Annotated in this window: 12 protein-coding genes, 1 tRNA gene and 1 pseudogene; 10 read left to right on the top strand and 4 right to left on the bottom strand. The window is 41.7% G+C overall.

The window, feature by feature from the left end; all coding sequences use genetic code 11:
* The first annotated feature begins 17 nt into the window (after positions 1-17).
* The 5 genes from acnB to C8D76_RS01110 all read left to right on the top strand — a co-directional run bounded on the left by acnB (position 18) and on the right by C8D76_RS01110 (position 7087).
* On the top strand, positions 18-2621 hold the full coding sequence (acnB, locus tag C8D76_RS01090) for a bifunctional aconitate hydratase 2/2-methylisocitrate dehydratase (protein ID WP_116630990.1): 2604 nt from the start codon (positions 18-20) through the stop codon (positions 2619-2621).
* Positions 2622-3080: 459 nt separating this feature from the next.
* Entirely contained in the window at positions 3081-5276 is a 2196-nt protein-coding gene (locus C8D76_RS01095) for a YadA family autotransporter adhesin (RefSeq protein ID WP_116630991.1), read from the top strand.
* A gap of 212 nt (positions 5277-5488) precedes the next feature.
* On the top strand, positions 5489-5758 hold the full coding sequence (gene rpsO, locus C8D76_RS01100) for a 30S ribosomal protein S15 (RefSeq protein WP_116630992.1): 270 nt from the start codon (positions 5489-5491) through the stop codon (positions 5756-5758).
* 185 nt (positions 5759-5943) lie between these two features.
* A tRNA-Ser gene (locus C8D76_RS01105) sits at positions 5944-6033 on the top strand.
* A gap of 94 nt (positions 6034-6127) precedes the next feature.
* Positions 6128-7087: an AEC family transporter gene (locus tag C8D76_RS01110; RefSeq protein ID WP_116630993.1), complete on the top strand. Its 960-nt coding sequence runs from the start codon at positions 6128-6130 to the stop codon at positions 7085-7087.
* Between the two features lie 52 nt (positions 7088-7139).
* On the opposite strand, the gene C8D76_RS01115 is transcribed toward C8D76_RS01110, so the two are convergent.
* Positions 7140-7946, bottom strand: a complete 807-nt coding sequence (locus C8D76_RS01115; protein ID WP_116630994.1) for an aldose epimerase family protein — start codon at positions 7944-7946, stop codon at positions 7140-7142.
* A gap of 61 nt (positions 7947-8007) precedes the next feature.
* Between C8D76_RS01115 and yoaA the strand changes: the two genes are divergently transcribed.
* The 5 genes from yoaA to rnd all read left to right on the top strand — a co-directional run bounded on the left by yoaA (position 8008) and on the right by rnd (position 14514).
* Positions 8008-9933 (top strand): DNA repair helicase YoaA, encoded by a 1926-nt coding sequence (gene yoaA / locus C8D76_RS01120; protein WP_116630995.1) that lies wholly within the window; start codon positions 8008-8010, stop codon positions 9931-9933.
* Positions 9934-9936: 3 nt separating this feature from the next.
* Positions 9937-10650 (top strand): tRNA (adenosine(37)-N6)-threonylcarbamoyltransferase complex dimerization subunit type 1 TsaB, encoded by a 714-nt coding sequence (gene tsaB, locus C8D76_RS01125; RefSeq protein ID WP_116630996.1) that lies wholly within the window; start codon positions 9937-9939, stop codon positions 10648-10650.
* 129 nt (positions 10651-10779) lie between these two features.
* Positions 10780-11331 carry a Slp family lipoprotein gene (locus C8D76_RS01130; protein ID WP_116630997.1) on the top strand — a complete coding sequence of 184 codons (552 nt, stop codon included), beginning with the start codon at positions 10780-10782 and terminating at the stop codon, positions 11329-11331.
* Between the two features lie 273 nt (positions 11332-11604).
* Complete coding sequence (fadD, locus tag C8D76_RS01135; RefSeq protein WP_116630998.1) at positions 11605-13293, top strand: long-chain-fatty-acid--CoA ligase FadD; 1689 nt, start codon at positions 11605-11607, stop codon at positions 13291-13293.
* 75 nt (positions 13294-13368) lie between these two features.
* A complete protein-coding gene (rnd, locus tag C8D76_RS01140) occupies positions 13369-14514 on the top strand; it encodes a ribonuclease D (RefSeq protein ID WP_116631099.1) in 1146 nt (381 codons plus the stop codon).
* Between the two features lie 122 nt (positions 14515-14636).
* Here the strand turns inward: rnd and C8D76_RS10085 are convergent.
* The 3 genes and pseudogenes from C8D76_RS10085 to tesB all read right to left on the bottom strand — a co-directional run.
* Positions 14637-14770 (bottom strand): annotated as a pseudogene (locus C8D76_RS10085) (acyl-CoA thioesterase II); the annotation flags it as partial.
* Positions 14771-14817: 47 nt separating this feature from the next.
* Positions 14818-15636 carry an alpha/beta fold hydrolase gene (locus tag C8D76_RS01145; RefSeq protein ID WP_116630999.1) on the bottom strand — a complete coding sequence of 273 codons (819 nt, stop codon included), beginning with the start codon at positions 15634-15636 and terminating at the stop codon, positions 14818-14820.
* 107 nt (positions 15637-15743) lie between these two features.
* Positions 15744-16610, bottom strand: coding sequence for an acyl-CoA thioesterase II (tesB, locus tag C8D76_RS01150; RefSeq protein ID WP_116631000.1), 867 nt, complete (start codon positions 16608-16610; stop codon positions 15744-15746).
* Positions 16611-16676: the final 66 nt, after the last annotated feature.

Below are 16676 nucleotides of genomic sequence, written 5' to 3' on the forward strand. Positions count from 1 at the left end.
ATTAGGAATTTTTTGCTATGGACTTTCTACAAGATTATCAACAGCACGTTGAGCAACGTGCCCAAGAAGGCGTGGTGCCACAGCCATTAAATGCAGAACAAACTGCACAATTAATCGAATTATTGAAAAATCCACCGCAAGGCAAAGCGGATTTTTTACTTGAACTTTTTCAGCAACGTATTCCCGCAGGCGTGGATGAAGCGGCTTATGTGAAAGCGGCATTTCTTGCCGATATTAGCCAAGGCAAAACAGATTGTCCGTTAATTTCAGCCAAAAGTGCGGTGGAAATTTTAGGAAAAATGCAAGGCGGCTACAATATTGAGCCACTTTTGACCGCACTTGATCATCCAGATCTTGCGCCAATTGCGGCGAAAGAATTGTCTAATACGCTTTTAATGTTTGATAGTTTTCATGATGTGGTAGAGCGAGCAGAGCAAGGCAATCAATATGCGCAACAAGTGTTGCAATCTTGGGCGGATGCTGAGTGGTTTACACGCCGCGCTAAACTCGCTGAAAAAATCACGGTCACTGTTTTCAAAGTCACAGGCGAAACCAACACAGATGATTTATCCCCTGCGCAAGATGCGTGGTCTCGCCCCGATATTCCGTTGCACGCTAACGCAATGTTAAAAATGCCGCGAGATGGCATTATTCCTGATGATCCAACTCAAGTTGGGCCAATCAAACAAATTGAAAGCTTGAAAGAAAAAGGCTTTCCATTGGCTTATGTCGGCGATGTCGTGGGGACGGGATCTTCACGCAAATCTGCTACTAACTCGTTGCTATGGTTTATGGGAGAAGATATCCCTTATATTCCAAACAAACGTGCGGGCGGCGTGGTGCTCGGTGGAAAAATTGCCCCGATTTTCTTTAATACTTTAGAAGATGCGGGCGCTTTGCCGATTGAAGTTGATGTGAGCCAGCTGAATATGGGCGATGTGATCGATATTTATCCTTACGAGGGCAAAATCTGCCTCCATAATAGCGAACAAGTGCTTGCAGAATTTAGCTTAAAAACGAAAGTATTATTAGATGAAGTTCGTGCTGGTGGGCGCATTCCGCTCATTATTGGACGCGGCTTGACGCACAAAGCCCGTATGGCATTAGGCTTGCCTGAATCCGATCTTTTCTTAAAACCACAAAGTGCGGTCGAAAATGGCAAAGGTTTTACATTAGCGCAAAAAATGGTGGGACGAGCTTGTGGCGTAGAGGGCATTCGCCCAGGGCAATATTGCGAACCAAGAATGACATCTGTTGGCTCACAAGATACAACGGGCCCGATGACGCGCGATGAACTTAAAGATCTTGCCTGCCTTGGTTTTTCTGCGGATCTGGTTATGCAATCATTCTGCCACACCGCGGCGTATCCAAAAACCGTGGACGTGGTAACACATCACACCTTGCCTGATTTTATTATGAATCGTGGTGGGGTCTCGCTTCGCCCAGGTGATGGCGTTATCCATTCATGGTTAAACCGTATGTTGTTGCCAGACACTGTCGGCACAGGTGGCGATTCTCATACCCGTTTCCCAATTGGGATTTCATTCCCCGCAGGTTCGGGATTGGTGGCATTTGCTGCAGCCACTGGTGTGATGCCTTTGGATATGCCTGAATCGGTTTTAGTCCGTTTCAAAGGCGAAATGCAACCAGGAATCACCTTGCGCGATTTGGTTCATGCCATTCCATATTATGCCATTCAGCAAGGGCTATTAACGGTTGAGAAAAAAGGAAAACAAAATATTTTCTCAGGGCGTATTTTAGAGATTGAAGGGCTTGAAAATCTTAAAATCGAACAGGCTTTTGAATTGGCAGATGCTTCCGCCGAACGTTCAGCCGCGGCTTGCACCATCAAATTAGACCAAGCGCCGATTATTGAATATCTCAATTCAAATATGACCTTATTAAAATGGATGATTGCAGAAGGCTATGGCGATAAACGCACGCTAGAACGCCGAGTGAAAGCGATGCAAGCTTGGATTGATGACCCACAATTATTGGAAGCGGACAAAGATGCGGAATATGCCGCAGTGATCGAAATTGATTTAAATGAAATCAAAGAACCGATTGTTTGTGCGCCAAATGATCCTGATGATGCTCGCCTGTTATCAGAAGTGCAAGGCGATAAAATTGACGAAGTCTTTATTGGCTCATGCATGACAAATATTGGCCACTTCCGTGCAGCGGGTAAATTGCTCAACAAATTCCGCGGCATCATTCCAACGCGTTTATGGGTCGCGCCGCCAACAAAAATGGATGCGGCACAGCTTACAGAAGAAGGCTATTACAGTGTGTATGGCAAATCAGGCGCTCGAGTGGAAATGCCAGGCTGTTCTCTTTGTATGGGGAACCAGGCTCGAGTGGCTGACAACGCAACGGTGGTGTCCACATCCACCCGAAATTTCCCTAATCGTTTAGGGCAAGGGGCAAATGTGTATTTGGCTTCGGCAGAATTGGCTGCGGTTGCCGCACTGCTTGGAAAGCTCCCAACGCCTGAAGAATATTTGTCTTATGTCGCAGATTTGCAGCAAAATAAAGAAGAGATCTACCGCTATATGAATTTCGACCAAATCGAAACTTATATGAAAAAAGCGGATTCAGTAATCTTCCAACAACCTGCTTAATTCAATAAGCATAAAAGTGCGGTTAAAAATTGTAAATTTTTGACCGCACTTTTTTATTTTAGGGGAGGTTTATAGTTATGAGATTAAATAAATAGCTGGTTGTTTATTTTAGATATTTTATTGAGATTTGTATAAAAACAGAAAATAAAGTAAATAAGAATAAATTTCATTTTAACTTCACGAAATAACTATTTGGCCTAAATCAATTATTCCAACTGATGATATCAAATATGTCTATCTACCATATAATCTCTATTTTTAACTATTCATGATAGAGAAATAATATTTAATAAGACTTTATCAGCAAAACTATTTAATCATATCCTTTATTTTTATTCTAAAAAAGTATAAATAAATAATTTACAATTACATCAATATGATCAAAAATTAAACAGAGTTAGTGGAGGGGGTGTTATTTCTAGCTCAATAATCTATGTATCATATAAAAGGGACCAAGTTATGAGTAAGGTATCTAAAATAAAATTGAGCAAAGGCGATTTAGCTTTTAATTTAAACCAACATGGCAAGCAATTTGCTTCGTTTAGTTTAACTCTTGCTGCAACCTTGCTTGCAACGATTTCAACTGGCTATGCCGCGGATAATGTCGAGGGAGCAGGGAACGGTGTTGCATTGGGCACTGGTAGTAATGCACTTAAGCCGGAAAATGTGGCGATTGGTCGAGATGCCAAAATTGGATATTCAAATGGTGCAAGTAGTGCAACTGGTGATATTGCAGTGGGTAATGGTGCAAATATTAATAACTATGCGAGCCAAGGTGGCAGTATTGCTATTGGTAAAAATGCCAAAATAGAGAATATGGCAGGTGGGCTAGAAGCTTCTTTTGGATTTGGGCAAACGACATATAATAGGGTGGGATTCTTTGGTACTACTCAAATACCAGTGGATCCAACCAAAGTGGTGGCCAGTATTGCTATTGGTGATAACACCTTTGCCCGCACAGGTAGCACAATAATCGGTTCTCACAATTACAAGGGAGAACTTGGTGATACTGTTGTCGACACAGCTAATACAAGAGCAAGTAATCTACATATTTATACTACCAATATCGGAGCAAATAGCTTTATCAATGGTGCATTTGCCACAAGTACAGGGGTGTATAACATTATGTCGAGTGGCTATACTGGTGGTTTTTTATCAAACCCTGTGAAAAATTTTGGAGCAACCATTTCGGGAGCATTAAATAGCATTGAATCTTCTACTGGTGGTTATTACTCTGGTATCGCCAATGCGGTGACTGGGGTAGCAAACCGTGTGGCTAATGCTAATGGCGCATTAGTTTATGGGGCAGGAAATGAAATCACCAATTCTATCGTGTCATTATCTGGCGCACCAACTTCAAGTGGTGATTCAGCCAAGGCATTATCAGAGAGTTTAAGAGAGATGGTTCGAAATGAAGAGAATAAAGGGGGAGGGGCTACCATGGCATTTGGTGGTGGCAATAAAGCCGATTATACCCTGCGCTCAGCATTAATCGGGGTGAATAATGAACTTACTGGTACAAGTGGTAGTGAAAGTACGGACAATATGCTAACTGGTTATAAAAATGCTGCCACAAATGTAAAAAATACGACAATTATCGGGACAGAAAATACCGCTGAGAATAGTGAAGACAACGTGATTATGGGGAGCAAACGTAAAATCACATCGGTAAATCATAGTATTATTTTGGGTTCAGGGGATAGCGTAACAGAAACCACAACCAATAATGTAGTGATTGTCGGCCATAATGCAAACGCTGACATAGCAAATTCTGTTGCATTAGGGAACGATTCCCAAACTGTTGAATCTGGTGCCACAACAAAAGGTATGGATACTTATGCGACAGATACCTTTACTATTGGCGGAACAACTCAAGCGCTCAGCTTTGCTGGTGGTAAACCTGTTGGCGTGGTTTCTGTTGGTGATTCAGGCAAAGAAAGACGATTGCAAAATGTCGCAGCTGGTTATATTTCAGCGACAAGTACCGATGCAATTAACGGTAGCCAGTTATACGCTATTCTTAATTATATGAATGCTGGCGATGGAGCCGCTTCAAACAAAGAAGAAACAGTCAGTGCTGGTGATAATATTGAAGTGACTTCTTCTGCGAATGCAACAAATAGCAAAGACTATAAAGTGTCACTGAAAAAAGATATTACAGTAGATAATATCACGGCAAAACAAGTCAAAGTGGGTAACACCACAGTGGCAAACAATGGTGTTAGCATTGTAAATGGACCAAGTATGACATCCACAGGTATTGATGCAGCGAACCAAAAAATTACCAATGTAGCGAATGGTGAAGTGTCTGCTACTTCAAAAGATGCGGTCAATGGTAGTCAATTACATGCGGTGAATCAGCGAGTTAATAACATTGATAATCGCGTTAGCCATATTGAAGGTAAATTAAATTCTACCCGTAAAGAAATGCGTGGTATTGGTGCTAATGTTGCGGCAGGTATTTCGTTACCACAAGCCTATATACCAGGAAAATCTATGTTAGGTGCTGCGGTAGGTAGTTATAAAAATGAAGCAGCGCTTGCAGTAGGTTGGTCAAGAGCTTCGGATAATGGTAAAACGATTATTAAATTAACAGGAACAGCCAACACACAAGGGGATTTATCAACAGGTGTCGGGATTGGTTATCAATATTAATAGCGTAAAAATATGTTAAAATTTGACTGCACTTTTTGCCTAAAGTGATGATCTGCTTTCCAAAAGTGCGGTCAATATTTTGATTGTTTTTAATGGATATTCTATATAACCATTGCATTTTCTTAATTTACCGCTACAATACACATTCCTTGTCGTCGCTGGATTAGAGATCGGCGAACGATGTATATCAACAAACCCTTTAGGAGTTTCAAATGTCTCTAACAGTAGAACAAAAAGCTGCAATCGTTGCAGAATTCGGTCGTGATGCGAAAGATACTGGTTCATCAGAAGTTCAAATTGCATTATTAACTGCTCAAATCAATCACCTTCAAGGTCACTTTGCTGAGCACAAAAAAGACCACCACGGTCGCCGTGGCTTATTGCGTATGGTTTCTCGTCGTCGTAAATTACTAGACTACTTAAAACGTACTGATGTAGCTAAATATTCTGAAACAATCGCACGTTTAGGTTTACGTCGCTAATTTTCAAATATTACCGATTTAAAAGCGCCCATTATGGGCGTTTTTATTATAAAAAATTCAAAAGGAATGTGGTAAAAGTGCGGTTAAATTTTAAATTGTTTAAAAAAATAGCAGTTAATGAAATTTTCGGTTTTCTTGCTTGACAGGCGAGAGTGAAATCCGTATCATCCACCACCGTTAACCGCGGAAGAATGGCAGAGCGGTTGAATGCACCGGTCTTGAAAACCGGCGTGGGTGCGAGCCCACCCTGAGTTCGAATCTCAGTTCTTCCGCCATCTTATTTAAGAAGTCGCTATCGAAAGATAGCGGCTTTTTGCTTTTATTAAAGATTATATTTGTTACAATAGCGAAAATTCCTATCGGCGTCATATTATGATAACAAATTTCTTTGCGTCCTTTATTTTCTCGATTAATGTGACTTTGCCCATTATCATTTTGCTTGGTTTGGGCATATTTCTTGGTCGCCGCCATATCTTAGATGATGCCTTTTCGCAAAAAGCGATGAAATTAATTTTTAATTTAACTCTTCCCCTTCTTCTCTTTTTTAATATTTATCGTGGACAAATTGATTATCACAGCCAAATTGATTTGGTGATTATTGCTGTTTTGGGCACAACCATTTTGTTTATATCAGGGGAGTTGGTGGCGGCAAAATTTATTGATGATAAAAGAGAACGCGGCACTTTTGTTCAAGCGGTTTTTCGAGGGAATAATGCCATTTTGGGGCTTGCCCTTTGTGTTAATGCCTATGGCGATGCTGCTTATATCCCTGCTTCCATTTATTCTGCCATTATCGTCATTCTCTATAACACATTCGGCGTGCTAACATTAACTCGTTCCCTTTCTAATAATAAAGTCAGTGCGTTGTCGCTCATCTCTCGTGTGGCTAAAAATCCCTTAATTATTGGCATTGTGCTAGGCATAATCATGAATTATTGCGCAATTAAGTTGCCAATGCCCATAGAAAAAACAGGGCATTATCTGGCGGATATTACGTTGCCTTTGGCGGTGCTTTGCACAGGCGCGAATATTAATTTTCGTTATATGAAAGTGAGTTCGCGCGTTGTTTCTTGGGGCATCTTTGCCCGTTTAATTGTGGCGCCTATTTTTATGGTGCTATTAGCGAAAATAATGGGGCTTTCGGGAATGAAACTTGCCTTAATTTTTCTGATGAGTGCGACACCGCTGGCGACGGCTACTTATGCGATGGTGAGTGCAATGGGTGGCAACACAACGACCGTTGCCAATATTATTGGAATCACCACCATTGGCGCAATGATTGTTTCGTCATTGGGATTGATGATTTTAACGCAGTTGGGCTGGATTTAATCTTCGTTATTTTGACCGCACTTTTAAGGCAGAAGTGCGGTCAAATTTTTCATTATTTTACGCGAATAGTTAAACCAACAGGTTTTTCAGCTAAACGTTCGCTAATACGGGCGGTTTCGATACAAATCATCGTGTTATGCCCTTCTTCGCTCATAGCGCTAGTTTCATTATGCCACGGGTTCCACATCACGATTTCTGATGCATTTTCATGAAGAATTTCAATGGTGCGTTGATTGATCGTATCGACAATCACATTTCTCTCATTGGCTGGGTAAATGCACTCTACATATTCATTTACGACACGAGTTGGCGGCACGGTTTCTTGCTGTTGGGTTAAAACATTAAAGGTTGTGGTTGGCAACTGCTGAATTTCGCTTTGGGAAATATCCCCCACATTGAAATAAGTATGTAAAGCCAATTGTGGTTCTTGCTCAATGCAATAATTGGTAAATTCAAGGTGAAATTCTTCGCTAAAGGTCATTTCAATATGGGCGACACTTTCTGCATTTTCTGTTTCTAACAAGAAATTCAAATATACCACATCGGCTTGAATGTCATAGCTCACCAGTTGCCATAATTGTAAACGGGCATAGCCGTGCGATGGCGTCCCCGTTTTGCCGAACCAAGGGTAGCAAATAGGAATGCCGCCACGAATCGCTTCGCCTTTATTAAAAGGTTCAATTTCGCTTAACCAAACGACATCTTGCTCGGTATGCGCTGGTATCCAGCTGATTAATTGTGCGCCTTGCAAGGAAATCTTCGCTGTGCCAACGGCGTGTTTCAGCGCTAATACGGGAATGTCATTGTAATGATATAACGCCAGCTCTGGGGCGAGTTGTTTGATTAATTTCACTTCCATAGGATTTTCCTTTATAAAGTTTGATACAATATTGCTAACTATAGACGAATTTAAAATTGAAATGTGTGATCAAACGCAAATAATTAATGTTTTTTCTGAAACAGGGGCATTAAGTCAGAATATAAAAGGCTTTCGCCCTCGTTCTGAACAGCTTGATATGGCAACGGCGGTAGCAAAAACTATTCAAAATAAAACCGCACTTGTGGTGGAAGCGGGAACAGGAACCGGCAAAACCTTTGCTTATCTTGCGCCCGCGCTATTAGCCAAGAAGAAAACCATTGTTTCAACGGGGTCGAAAAATCTCCAAGATCAGCTGTTTAATCGCGATTTGCCCGCCATTAAAAAAGCATTGGGTTATTCAGGCAAAATCGCTTTATTAAAAGGGCGCGCCAATTACCTTTGCTTGGAACGTTTAGACCAAGTAATTGCGCAAGGTGTGTTGGGGGATAAATCTGTACTGGCTGATTTATCCAAAGTGCGTAAATGGCATAACAGCACCAAATCTGGTGATTTATCAGAATGCGTGGAATTAGCCGAAGACAGCCCTATTTTGCCGCAGCTGACGAGCACCACCGACAGCTGTTTAGGTTCAGATTGCCCTAATTATGCGGATTGTTATGTGGCATTGGCGCGTAAACGGGCTTTGGCAGCGGATCTGGTGGTGGTGAATCATCATCTGTTTTGCGCAGATATGGCAGTGAAAGAAAGTGGTTTTGGCGAGTTAATTCCAAATGCCGAAGTGATTATTTTTGATGAAGCCCACCAATTACCCGATATTGCGAGCCAATATTTTGGGCAATCGCTGACTTCGCGTCAGCTCTTTGATATTTGCAAAGATATTAATATTGTGTATCGCACTGAATTAAAAGATATGCAGCAGCTAGGCGTGGCGTCTGATCATTTACAAAAAATGGTGCAAGATTTTCGGCTATTATTGGGCGAGGGAAATCAGCGCGGCAACTGGCGTGAATTATCCGCGCAAAGTGCGGTGAAAAAAGGCTTTGAAATTTTAAAAGAAAAATTAGCATTCACCGCCGATGTAATTAAATTAGCATTGGGGCGTTCGCAAACGTTAGACAGCATTTTTGAGCGCATTGCCGCCGTCAACAACCAGCTCACACGCTTGTCCGATACAACTGTTACAGGCTATTGCTATTGGTATGAAACCTTTAATCGCCAGTTTGGGCTGCATATCACGCCATTAACTGTATCCGATAAATTTGGCGAGCAAATGCGCGCCAAGGAAAGCGCGTGGGTGTTTACTTCAGCAACTTTAGAAGCGGGCGGCAGCTTTAACCATTTCTGCCAGCGTTTGGGCATTGAAAATGCAGAGCAAAAAGTGTTACAAAGCCCATTTAATTATCCCGAACAAGCATTGCTTTGCGTGCCGCGCTATTTGCCGAGCAGTAATCAAACGCACACATTAAATCAATTGGCGGAAATGTTGTTGCTCGTGATTGAAGCCAATAAAGGGCGCTGTTTTGTTCTTTGCACCTCGTATTTTATGATGCGCGGATTGGCAGAATATTTTCGTGAGCACAGCAATTTATCCATTTTATTGCAAGGCGAAACTTCAAAAAGCAAATTGTTGGCGCAATTCACCAGCGAAACCCATAGCGTTTTAGTGGCAACCTCTAGCTTTTGGGAAGGCATTGATGTGCGTGGCGATGCGCTTTCTTTGGTTATTATTGATAAATTACCCTTTTCATCTCCCGATGAACCCTTGCTGAAAGCGCGGATTGAAGATTGCAAATTACAAGGCGGCGAGCCTTTCAACGATATTCAAATACCCGAAGCGGTGATCGCCTTAAAACAAGGAGTGGGGCGGTTGATTCGTGATGTCACAGACAAAGGCGCAGTGATTATTTGTGATAGTCGCTTAGTGAATCGATCCTATGGCGAAACCTTTTTAAAAAGCTTGCCAAATGCAACACGAACTCGGGATTTGGCAAAAGTCATTGAATTTTTAACACAGTTACAGAATTAGAAAATGAATAATTTAACTTTATTAGCGATTGATACCTCAACGGAAGCTTGCTCCGTTGCCCTATTGCATCAAGGAGAAAAAACACATCTTGATGAACTGGCAGAGCGCACCCATACTCAACGCATTCTGCCAATGGTAGATTCAATTTTAGCGCAATCGGGGATTGGGCTAAATCAAGTAGATGCTTTAGTTTTTGGGCGTGGACCGGGGAGTTTTACTGGTGTTCGTGTCGGGGGGGGAATTGCCCAAGGGTTGGCGCTTGGGGCGGATTTGCCCGTTATTGCGGTGTCTAATCTTACCGCAATGGCGCAAGCAGCTTATGAACAGCAACAAGCCACTCAGGTGATTACCGCTATTGACGCGCGGATGAATGAAGTTTATTTTTCTCAACTTGTTGCGGAAAAAGTGCGGTCAGAATTTGGAGAGTTTTTGCAATGGAATGAGATCATTGCCGAACAAGTGGGCGCGCCAACTCGTTTGCTGGAAAAACTCGGCGAATTGCAAGGCGAATGGACGACAGTCGGCACTGGTTGGGCAGCTTATGAAGCCTTGCAAAATCTGGGTGCAAATACAACCATTACACTGCCGTCTGCCCAATATATGCTGAGTTTGGCGGTACCAATGTGGTATCAAAAACAGACGATAAGTGCGGTGGAAATTGAGCCAGTTTATTTACGCAATGAAGTCACCTGGAAAAAACTACCAGGAAGAGTATAAGAGTATAAGCCGCGCATAAATAGGAAAAGATTCAGATATAAATTATCGCTTTTTGCCGTGCGATTGTTTGGGTTTTGATTGGGCATTATTTTTCGCAGAGCGATACCCTTTGACGATGAGGAGTTAAAAATGAAAAAAATTTTCCTTTTTTTGAACGCACTTTGCTTAGCGGCTTGTGTTAATCCGCCAAAAGGGCTGGAAAAAGATGCGTTTACCATTCAATCTTTACGGGATATTGACCAAGATCATTATCGTTGTAAGTGCAAGAAAGTGCGCTTAGGCGGTAAAGTGTTGGCGGCAACGGCGTTAAAAAATCAAACTAAAGTAGAAGTGTTGAGTTTGCCCGTAGCGAGTTATTCGGCCAAACCCGTTATCGATTCACAAAGCGATGGACGTTTTATTGCCTATTTGCCGGGATTTGTCGATCCTGAAGCATTGAAAAATGAATATATTACCGTGTTAGGTGTTTTGAGTGGCAAAGAATCTGGCAAAATTGATCAAGCTAATTACGAATATCCTGTAATTCAAGTAAATGCCTATAAACAATGGCAGCAACGTCAAGAATATTACTATGATGACTATATGGACGACTATTGGGATGGCAGATTTGGCTGGGGCAGACCTTATATTTGGGGGCGTTGGGGCTATCCTGAACCAAAACGGCGCACCGTATTATATTGAGGGATGTTTTGGCATTGCGCAATAAAATCATCTCGCCTAAAGCCACATAGATTAGGCGTAAAATACTATAAATAATGCTATGATTAGCCAATTTTGTGACAACGCTAGACATCGCATAAAAATAAGTTTATTTTGCGAGTTTTGCGTTGAAAATCATCAATTTAGAATAACAAAAACAGTATGTTTTTAATAAGATAAATGTTGTGTAAACCGCTTATGCATAATAATCGCCTTAAATTAGCGTAGATTGATTGGGGCAAAAGGAAGAATTTTATGGAAAAAATCTGGTATCAAAATTATCCCGAAGACGCATCACGTGAAATTGATACGTCTCGTTACAATAATTTGCTCGATATGTTTGAGCTTGCCGTGCGTACACATCCTGATCGCCCTGCCTATATTAATATGGGAAAAGTGCTGACTTTTCGCAAGTTAGAAGAACGCAGCCGTGCCTTTGCAGCGTATTTGCAAAACGAATTGAAATTACAACGTGGCGACCGAGTGGCATTAATGATGCCAAATCTTTTGCAATATCCTATCGCAATGTTCGGTGTATTGCGTGCAGGTTTGATTGTCGTTAATGTTAATCCGCTTTACACGCCGCGTGAATTAGAGCATCAGTTGCAAGACAGCGGCGCCAAAGCGATTGTGGTAGTTTCAAATTTTGCTTCAACTCTTGAAAAAGTGGTGTTTAACACGGATGTGAAGCACGTGATCTTAACCCGAATGGGCGATCAGCTTTCTTTTGGTAAACGAACACTGGTGAATTTTGTAGTGAAATACATTAAGAAACTTGTGCCAAAATATAAACTTCCCCATGCCGTGACATTCCGTGAAGTATTGAGTGTGGGCAAACACCGCCAATATGTACGCCCCGAGTTAGAACGCAATGAACTTGCGTTTCTGCAATATACGGGCGGCACCACAGGCGTTGCCAAAGGGGCAATGTTAAGCCATGGCAACTTAATTACCAATATTGAACAAATGCGTTGGATTGCTGAACCTTTTGTCGGCGATAACAGCCGACAACGCAAAGCGATTTTGCCTTTGCCGATGTATCATGTATTCGCGCTGAGTGCCAATGCTTTGTTATTTATTGAGCTAGGCATTACAGGGGTATTAATCACCAATCCACGAGATATTAATGGCTTTATCAAAGAATTAAAACGCCATAAATTTGTGGCAATTACAGGTGTTAATACGCTATATAACGCATTGTTGAATAACGAAAATTTCAAAGAAGTAGATTTTTCTGAACTAAAACTGTCCGTGGGGGGCGGAATGGCGATTCAGCAAGCCGTTGCCACTCGCTGGCATGAACTCACAGGTTGCAACATTATTGAAGGTTATGGGCTAACCGAATGTTCCCCATTGGTGGCAGCATCAAATGTGAATAGTTTAGTGCATGACGGCTCTATTGGCTCCCCTGTTCCGAACACCGATATCCGTATTGTGAGAGAAGATGGTTCTGACGCAGAATTGGGCGAGGCGGGCGAACTTTGGGTGAAAGGCGAACAAGTGATGCAAGGCTATTGGCAACGTCCAGAAGCAACCGCCGAAGTGATCAAAGACGGTTGGCTTGCCACGGGCGATATTGTCACAATGAATGAAAAAGGCATTTTACGCATTGTGGATCGCAAAAAAGATATGATTTTAGTCTCGGGCTTTAATGTTTATCCAAATGAAGTGGAAGATGTCGTTATGCTGAATTATAAAGTGGCGGAAGTAGTGGCGATTGGCGTGCCAAATGAAGTTTCGGGGGAAACCATTAAAATCTTTGTTACGAAGAAAGATGAAAGTCTAACTCGCGAAGAATTGCGCAATCACTGCCGTCAACATCTAACAGGCTATAAAATACCGAAAGATATTGAATTTCGTGATGAGCTGCCTAAATCCAATGTGGGCAAAATTCTGCGCCGCGTGCTGCGCGATGAAGAACTGGCAAAACGCGCTTCTCATTAATATTCCAAGTGGGCTGATTTGCCCACTCTTTTTTGTTTAAGGGCGGTTTAAAGACAAGCCGCGCCGAGTATGGATATGATAAAAGAATTAAAAAATCAACCCCACTTTCAGCTAATTACAGATAATGAAAGCCTACAAATCGCCTGCGCTCAAGCGGCACAAAAGCCTGTTGTCGCCCTTGATACGGAATTTATCCGCATTCGTAGTTTTTATCCTAAATTAGGCTTAATTCAATTATATGATGGCGAATCTGTCAGCCTAATCGATCCCAATGAAATCAGTGATTTTAGCCCGTTCATTGCATTATTAGCCAATGAAAAGGTGACCAAAGTACTGCACGCCTGCTATGAAGATCTGGAAGTGTTTTTTCATCATTTTCAACAATTTCCTACACCAATGTGGGATACACAAGTGATGGCAAGTTTCTTAGGTTTCCCCAATTCCACAGGCTTAGCGACGCTCATTCAGCATTATTTTCAGCTTGAAATGGATAAAGGCACTTCTCGCACCGATTGGTTGGCCCGCCCACTTTCGGAAAAACAACTGCGTTATGCTGCAGCGGATGTTTGGTATTTATTGCCATTATACGAACGTATGGCGCAAGATTTGCAGAAAACGCGCTGGCAAAGTGCGGTCAAATTTGATTGTGATTTGTTAATTGAAAAGCAAAACAAAGCCCCAAATGGCGACAAGGCTTATCGCAATATCGCTAACGCTTGGCGAATGGAACCCGAAGAACTAGCGCGTTTGCAATTATTGGCTCGCTGGCGTTATGAAGAAGCTATCCGCCGTGATCTTGCCTTAAACTTTGTGGTTCGCGCAGAGCATCTTTACGAAGTCGCTAAAAATCAGCCCAAACATACATCAGAATTGCTCAGTTTAGGGCTAAACCCAAACGAAGTGCGTATTCATGGCAAAAAAATGTTGCAACTCATTGAGCAAAGCCAACGTATTGATCCCGCAAATTATCCACCTAAAATTCAGCGTTTAAACGAAGATCCGCGCTATAAGAAAACCATTAAAGCCTTACAGCAAAAACTAAAAGAAATCGCACCAGATGATTTACAGCCCGAAGTGATCGCAAGCAAACGTGGTTTAGAAAGCCTGATGAAATGGTGCTGGCTGAAAAACAAAAATCCACAAAAATTACCCGAATTAATGCGAGATTGGCGCAAACCTTTTGGCACTGCGCTTTTGAATATGATTGAAAATCAAGCGTAAACCAATGCAAAATTTCTACATTATTGGCGATTAAAGAGAGCGTTGCGCGGGATGTTTATGCCAAAGCGCTGTAAAGTGCGGTCAAAAATTTCTTTATTTTTGACCGCACTTTGCGTTGATGATTACAATGATGACGTGAAACGAATCAATCTCTCTTGTTGAGTGGTGGCGATTAATCTGTCTAAGAGTCGAATATTTGTCCGCGAGCTAATCCACGCGTGGCAAAGACGTTGTGGATTTCAGTGGCGTAGAGTAGTCAGTCATTTAGAATAAAGAGATAGTAAAACTTTAAGATTGTCTTTTTTATTCTTCTAAGAAATTCTTTATATTTGACCACACAGCAGGGAAGTTTATTTGAAATACTGGATGTGGTGCATTAGCCACGATGGCTAGTTGAGCATTAGGTATCGCTTTATAAGCTGATATTATGGTATCTAATGGCGCATTTTGATCTTTTTCTCCTGCAAGGATTAATGTCGGCGCTTTTATATTTTTTAAATAATCTTCTTTAATTTCTAATTGGTTAAAGTAATGGGTGGCTTGCTGATACCATTCTTGAATGCGCTCAGGCTCTGGTCTAATCGCTATTTGTTGTTGCCAATAATGTGAGTCTAGTTTGCTAAATTCATCAAATGAATTGTCAAATTGATGAAATCCTTTTTCACAGGTGCTTGCGCCTATCGCGATGATTTTTTTGATTTTATTAGGATAATCTAGGGCAAATTGGTAAGCCGTATAAGCCCCGTCACTAAAACCTAAAATAATAACGGGTTCTTTTATTTGCTCTAATACGCTATTAACGTCTTCTGATTTTTGTTTATAACTCGGTGTTTTTGAACCGATTTCTGATTTTCCATGTCCACGAGTAGAAATTGCGATAACTTGATAATTTGGCGACAAGTTGTCAATAAACTCTCCCATTTCCGCAATAGAGCCAACGAGTCCACCGTGCAGCACCACTACAGGCGCCCCTGAGCCATAAATTTCATAATAAATTTTTGCATCGCCTACATTTTTGTATTGCCCTGCTTGTGCATTATTGCCATAGGGTATGGAACTTGTGTAGCTATTTTTATGCTGACCAAAGTAACGTAAATAGAGTTCGGAGTTAGATGTGTTCATAATTATTTCTTGCGCCTAATTAAAATGATGTCAGAATTAAATTTCTTTGATTAGGCATTTTATTCTTAGCATCCAAATTTTCAAGTGACGATTTTTTGTACTAATAATTACAACGATGACGTGAAGCGGATTAATCCCTCTTGTTGAGTGGTGGCGATTAATCTGCCTGAGCGATCGAATATTTGTCCGCGGGCTAATCCTCGCGCGGCAAAGGCGTTGTTGCTTTCAATGGCGTAGAGTAGCCAGTCATTTAGATCAAATGAGCGATGAAACCAAATGCTGTGATCGATTGTGGCGACTTTCATGCCTGCTTGTAAAAAGCCTTTTTCATGGGGATGCAATGTGGTTAGCAGTGGATGAAAATCGGAAAAATAGGCAAGCAAACATTGTTGGAGTTGGCGTTCTTGTGGCACGCTGCCGTTCGCTTTTACCCAAGCAAATTGCTCTGGCGGTAATTTTTGCCCTTGGAATGGGTTGTTAATGTATTTCGTGCGAATATCAAAAGGACGTTCTGCCGTTAGTTTATCGCGAATACTTTCTGGTAGCATTGGGGCGATTTGGCGGGCAACATCCAGTTCGGATATAAAATCATCAGGCGAGCCAACGTTTGGCATAATGCTTTGGTGGTCAAAGCCCGTTTCTTCTGCTTGCAATGACGCAGTGATATGACAAATTGGCTCGTTATGTTGAATAGCTTTGACGCGAAGTGCGGTGAAATTTCGCCCAGTTCTGAGCGTTTCTACATCGTAAAGAATCGGATGTTGGCTATCACCCGCAGCAAGAAAATAAGCGTGGCAAGAATGCAAAATGCGATCACTAGGGGCGGTTTGCATTGCTGCAGATAAGGCTTGTGCGACAACTTGTCCGCCGAAGACTTGGCGCAAACCGAGATCTTGACAGCTGCCGCGGTATAAATTTTGATCTAATTTTTCCAATCGAAGTAAGTCGATTAAGCTTTTTAATACGGCAGACATTTTATCTCCTAAAATTATTTGCAATCGTGGGGGGCTTATTGCATAATACGCGCACTCGTAAATTAC

Origin of the sequence: Alitibacter langaaensis DSM 22999 (assembly GCF_003096995.1) — a bacterium.
GTDB classification, from domain to species: Bacteria; Pseudomonadota; Gammaproteobacteria; order Enterobacterales; family Pasteurellaceae; genus Exercitatus; species Exercitatus langaaensis.

What these genes read in the sequence shown, in the direction of transcription:
- C8D76_RS01115 (WP_116630994.1), bottom strand. Translation starts at nt 7,946, where the DNA reads ATGGAAGTGAAATTAATCAAACAACTCGCCCCAGAGCTGGCGTTATAT.
- yoaA (WP_116630995.1), top strand. Translation starts at nt 8,008, where the DNA reads ATGTGTGATCAAACGCAAATAATTAATGTTTTTTCTGAAACAGGGGCA.
- tsaB (WP_116630996.1), top strand. Translation starts at nt 9,937, where the DNA reads ATGAATAATTTAACTTTATTAGCGATTGATACCTCAACGGAAGCTTGC.
- rpsO (WP_116630992.1), top strand. Translation starts at nt 5,489, where the DNA reads ATGTCTCTAACAGTAGAACAAAAAGCTGCAATCGTTGCAGAATTCGGT.
- C8D76_RS01145 (WP_116630999.1), bottom strand. Translation starts at nt 15,636, where the DNA reads ATGAACACATCTAACTCCGAACTCTATTTACGTTACTTTGGTCAGCAT.
- acnB (WP_116630990.1), top strand. Translation starts at nt 18, where the DNA reads ATGGACTTTCTACAAGATTATCAACAGCACGTTGAGCAACGTGCCCAA.
- tesB (WP_116631000.1), bottom strand. Translation starts at nt 16,610, where the DNA reads ATGTCTGCCGTATTAAAAAGCTTAATCGACTTACTTCGATTGGAAAAA.
- C8D76_RS01095 (WP_116630991.1), top strand. Translation starts at nt 3,081, where the DNA reads ATGAGTAAGGTATCTAAAATAAAATTGAGCAAAGGCGATTTAGCTTTT.
- C8D76_RS01130 (WP_116630997.1), top strand. Translation starts at nt 10,780, where the DNA reads ATGAAAAAAATTTTCCTTTTTTTGAACGCACTTTGCTTAGCGGCTTGT.
- rnd (WP_116631099.1), top strand. Translation starts at nt 13,369, where the DNA reads ATGATAAAAGAATTAAAAAATCAACCCCACTTTCAGCTAATTACAGAT.
- fadD (WP_116630998.1), top strand. Translation starts at nt 11,605, where the DNA reads ATGGAAAAAATCTGGTATCAAAATTATCCCGAAGACGCATCACGTGAA.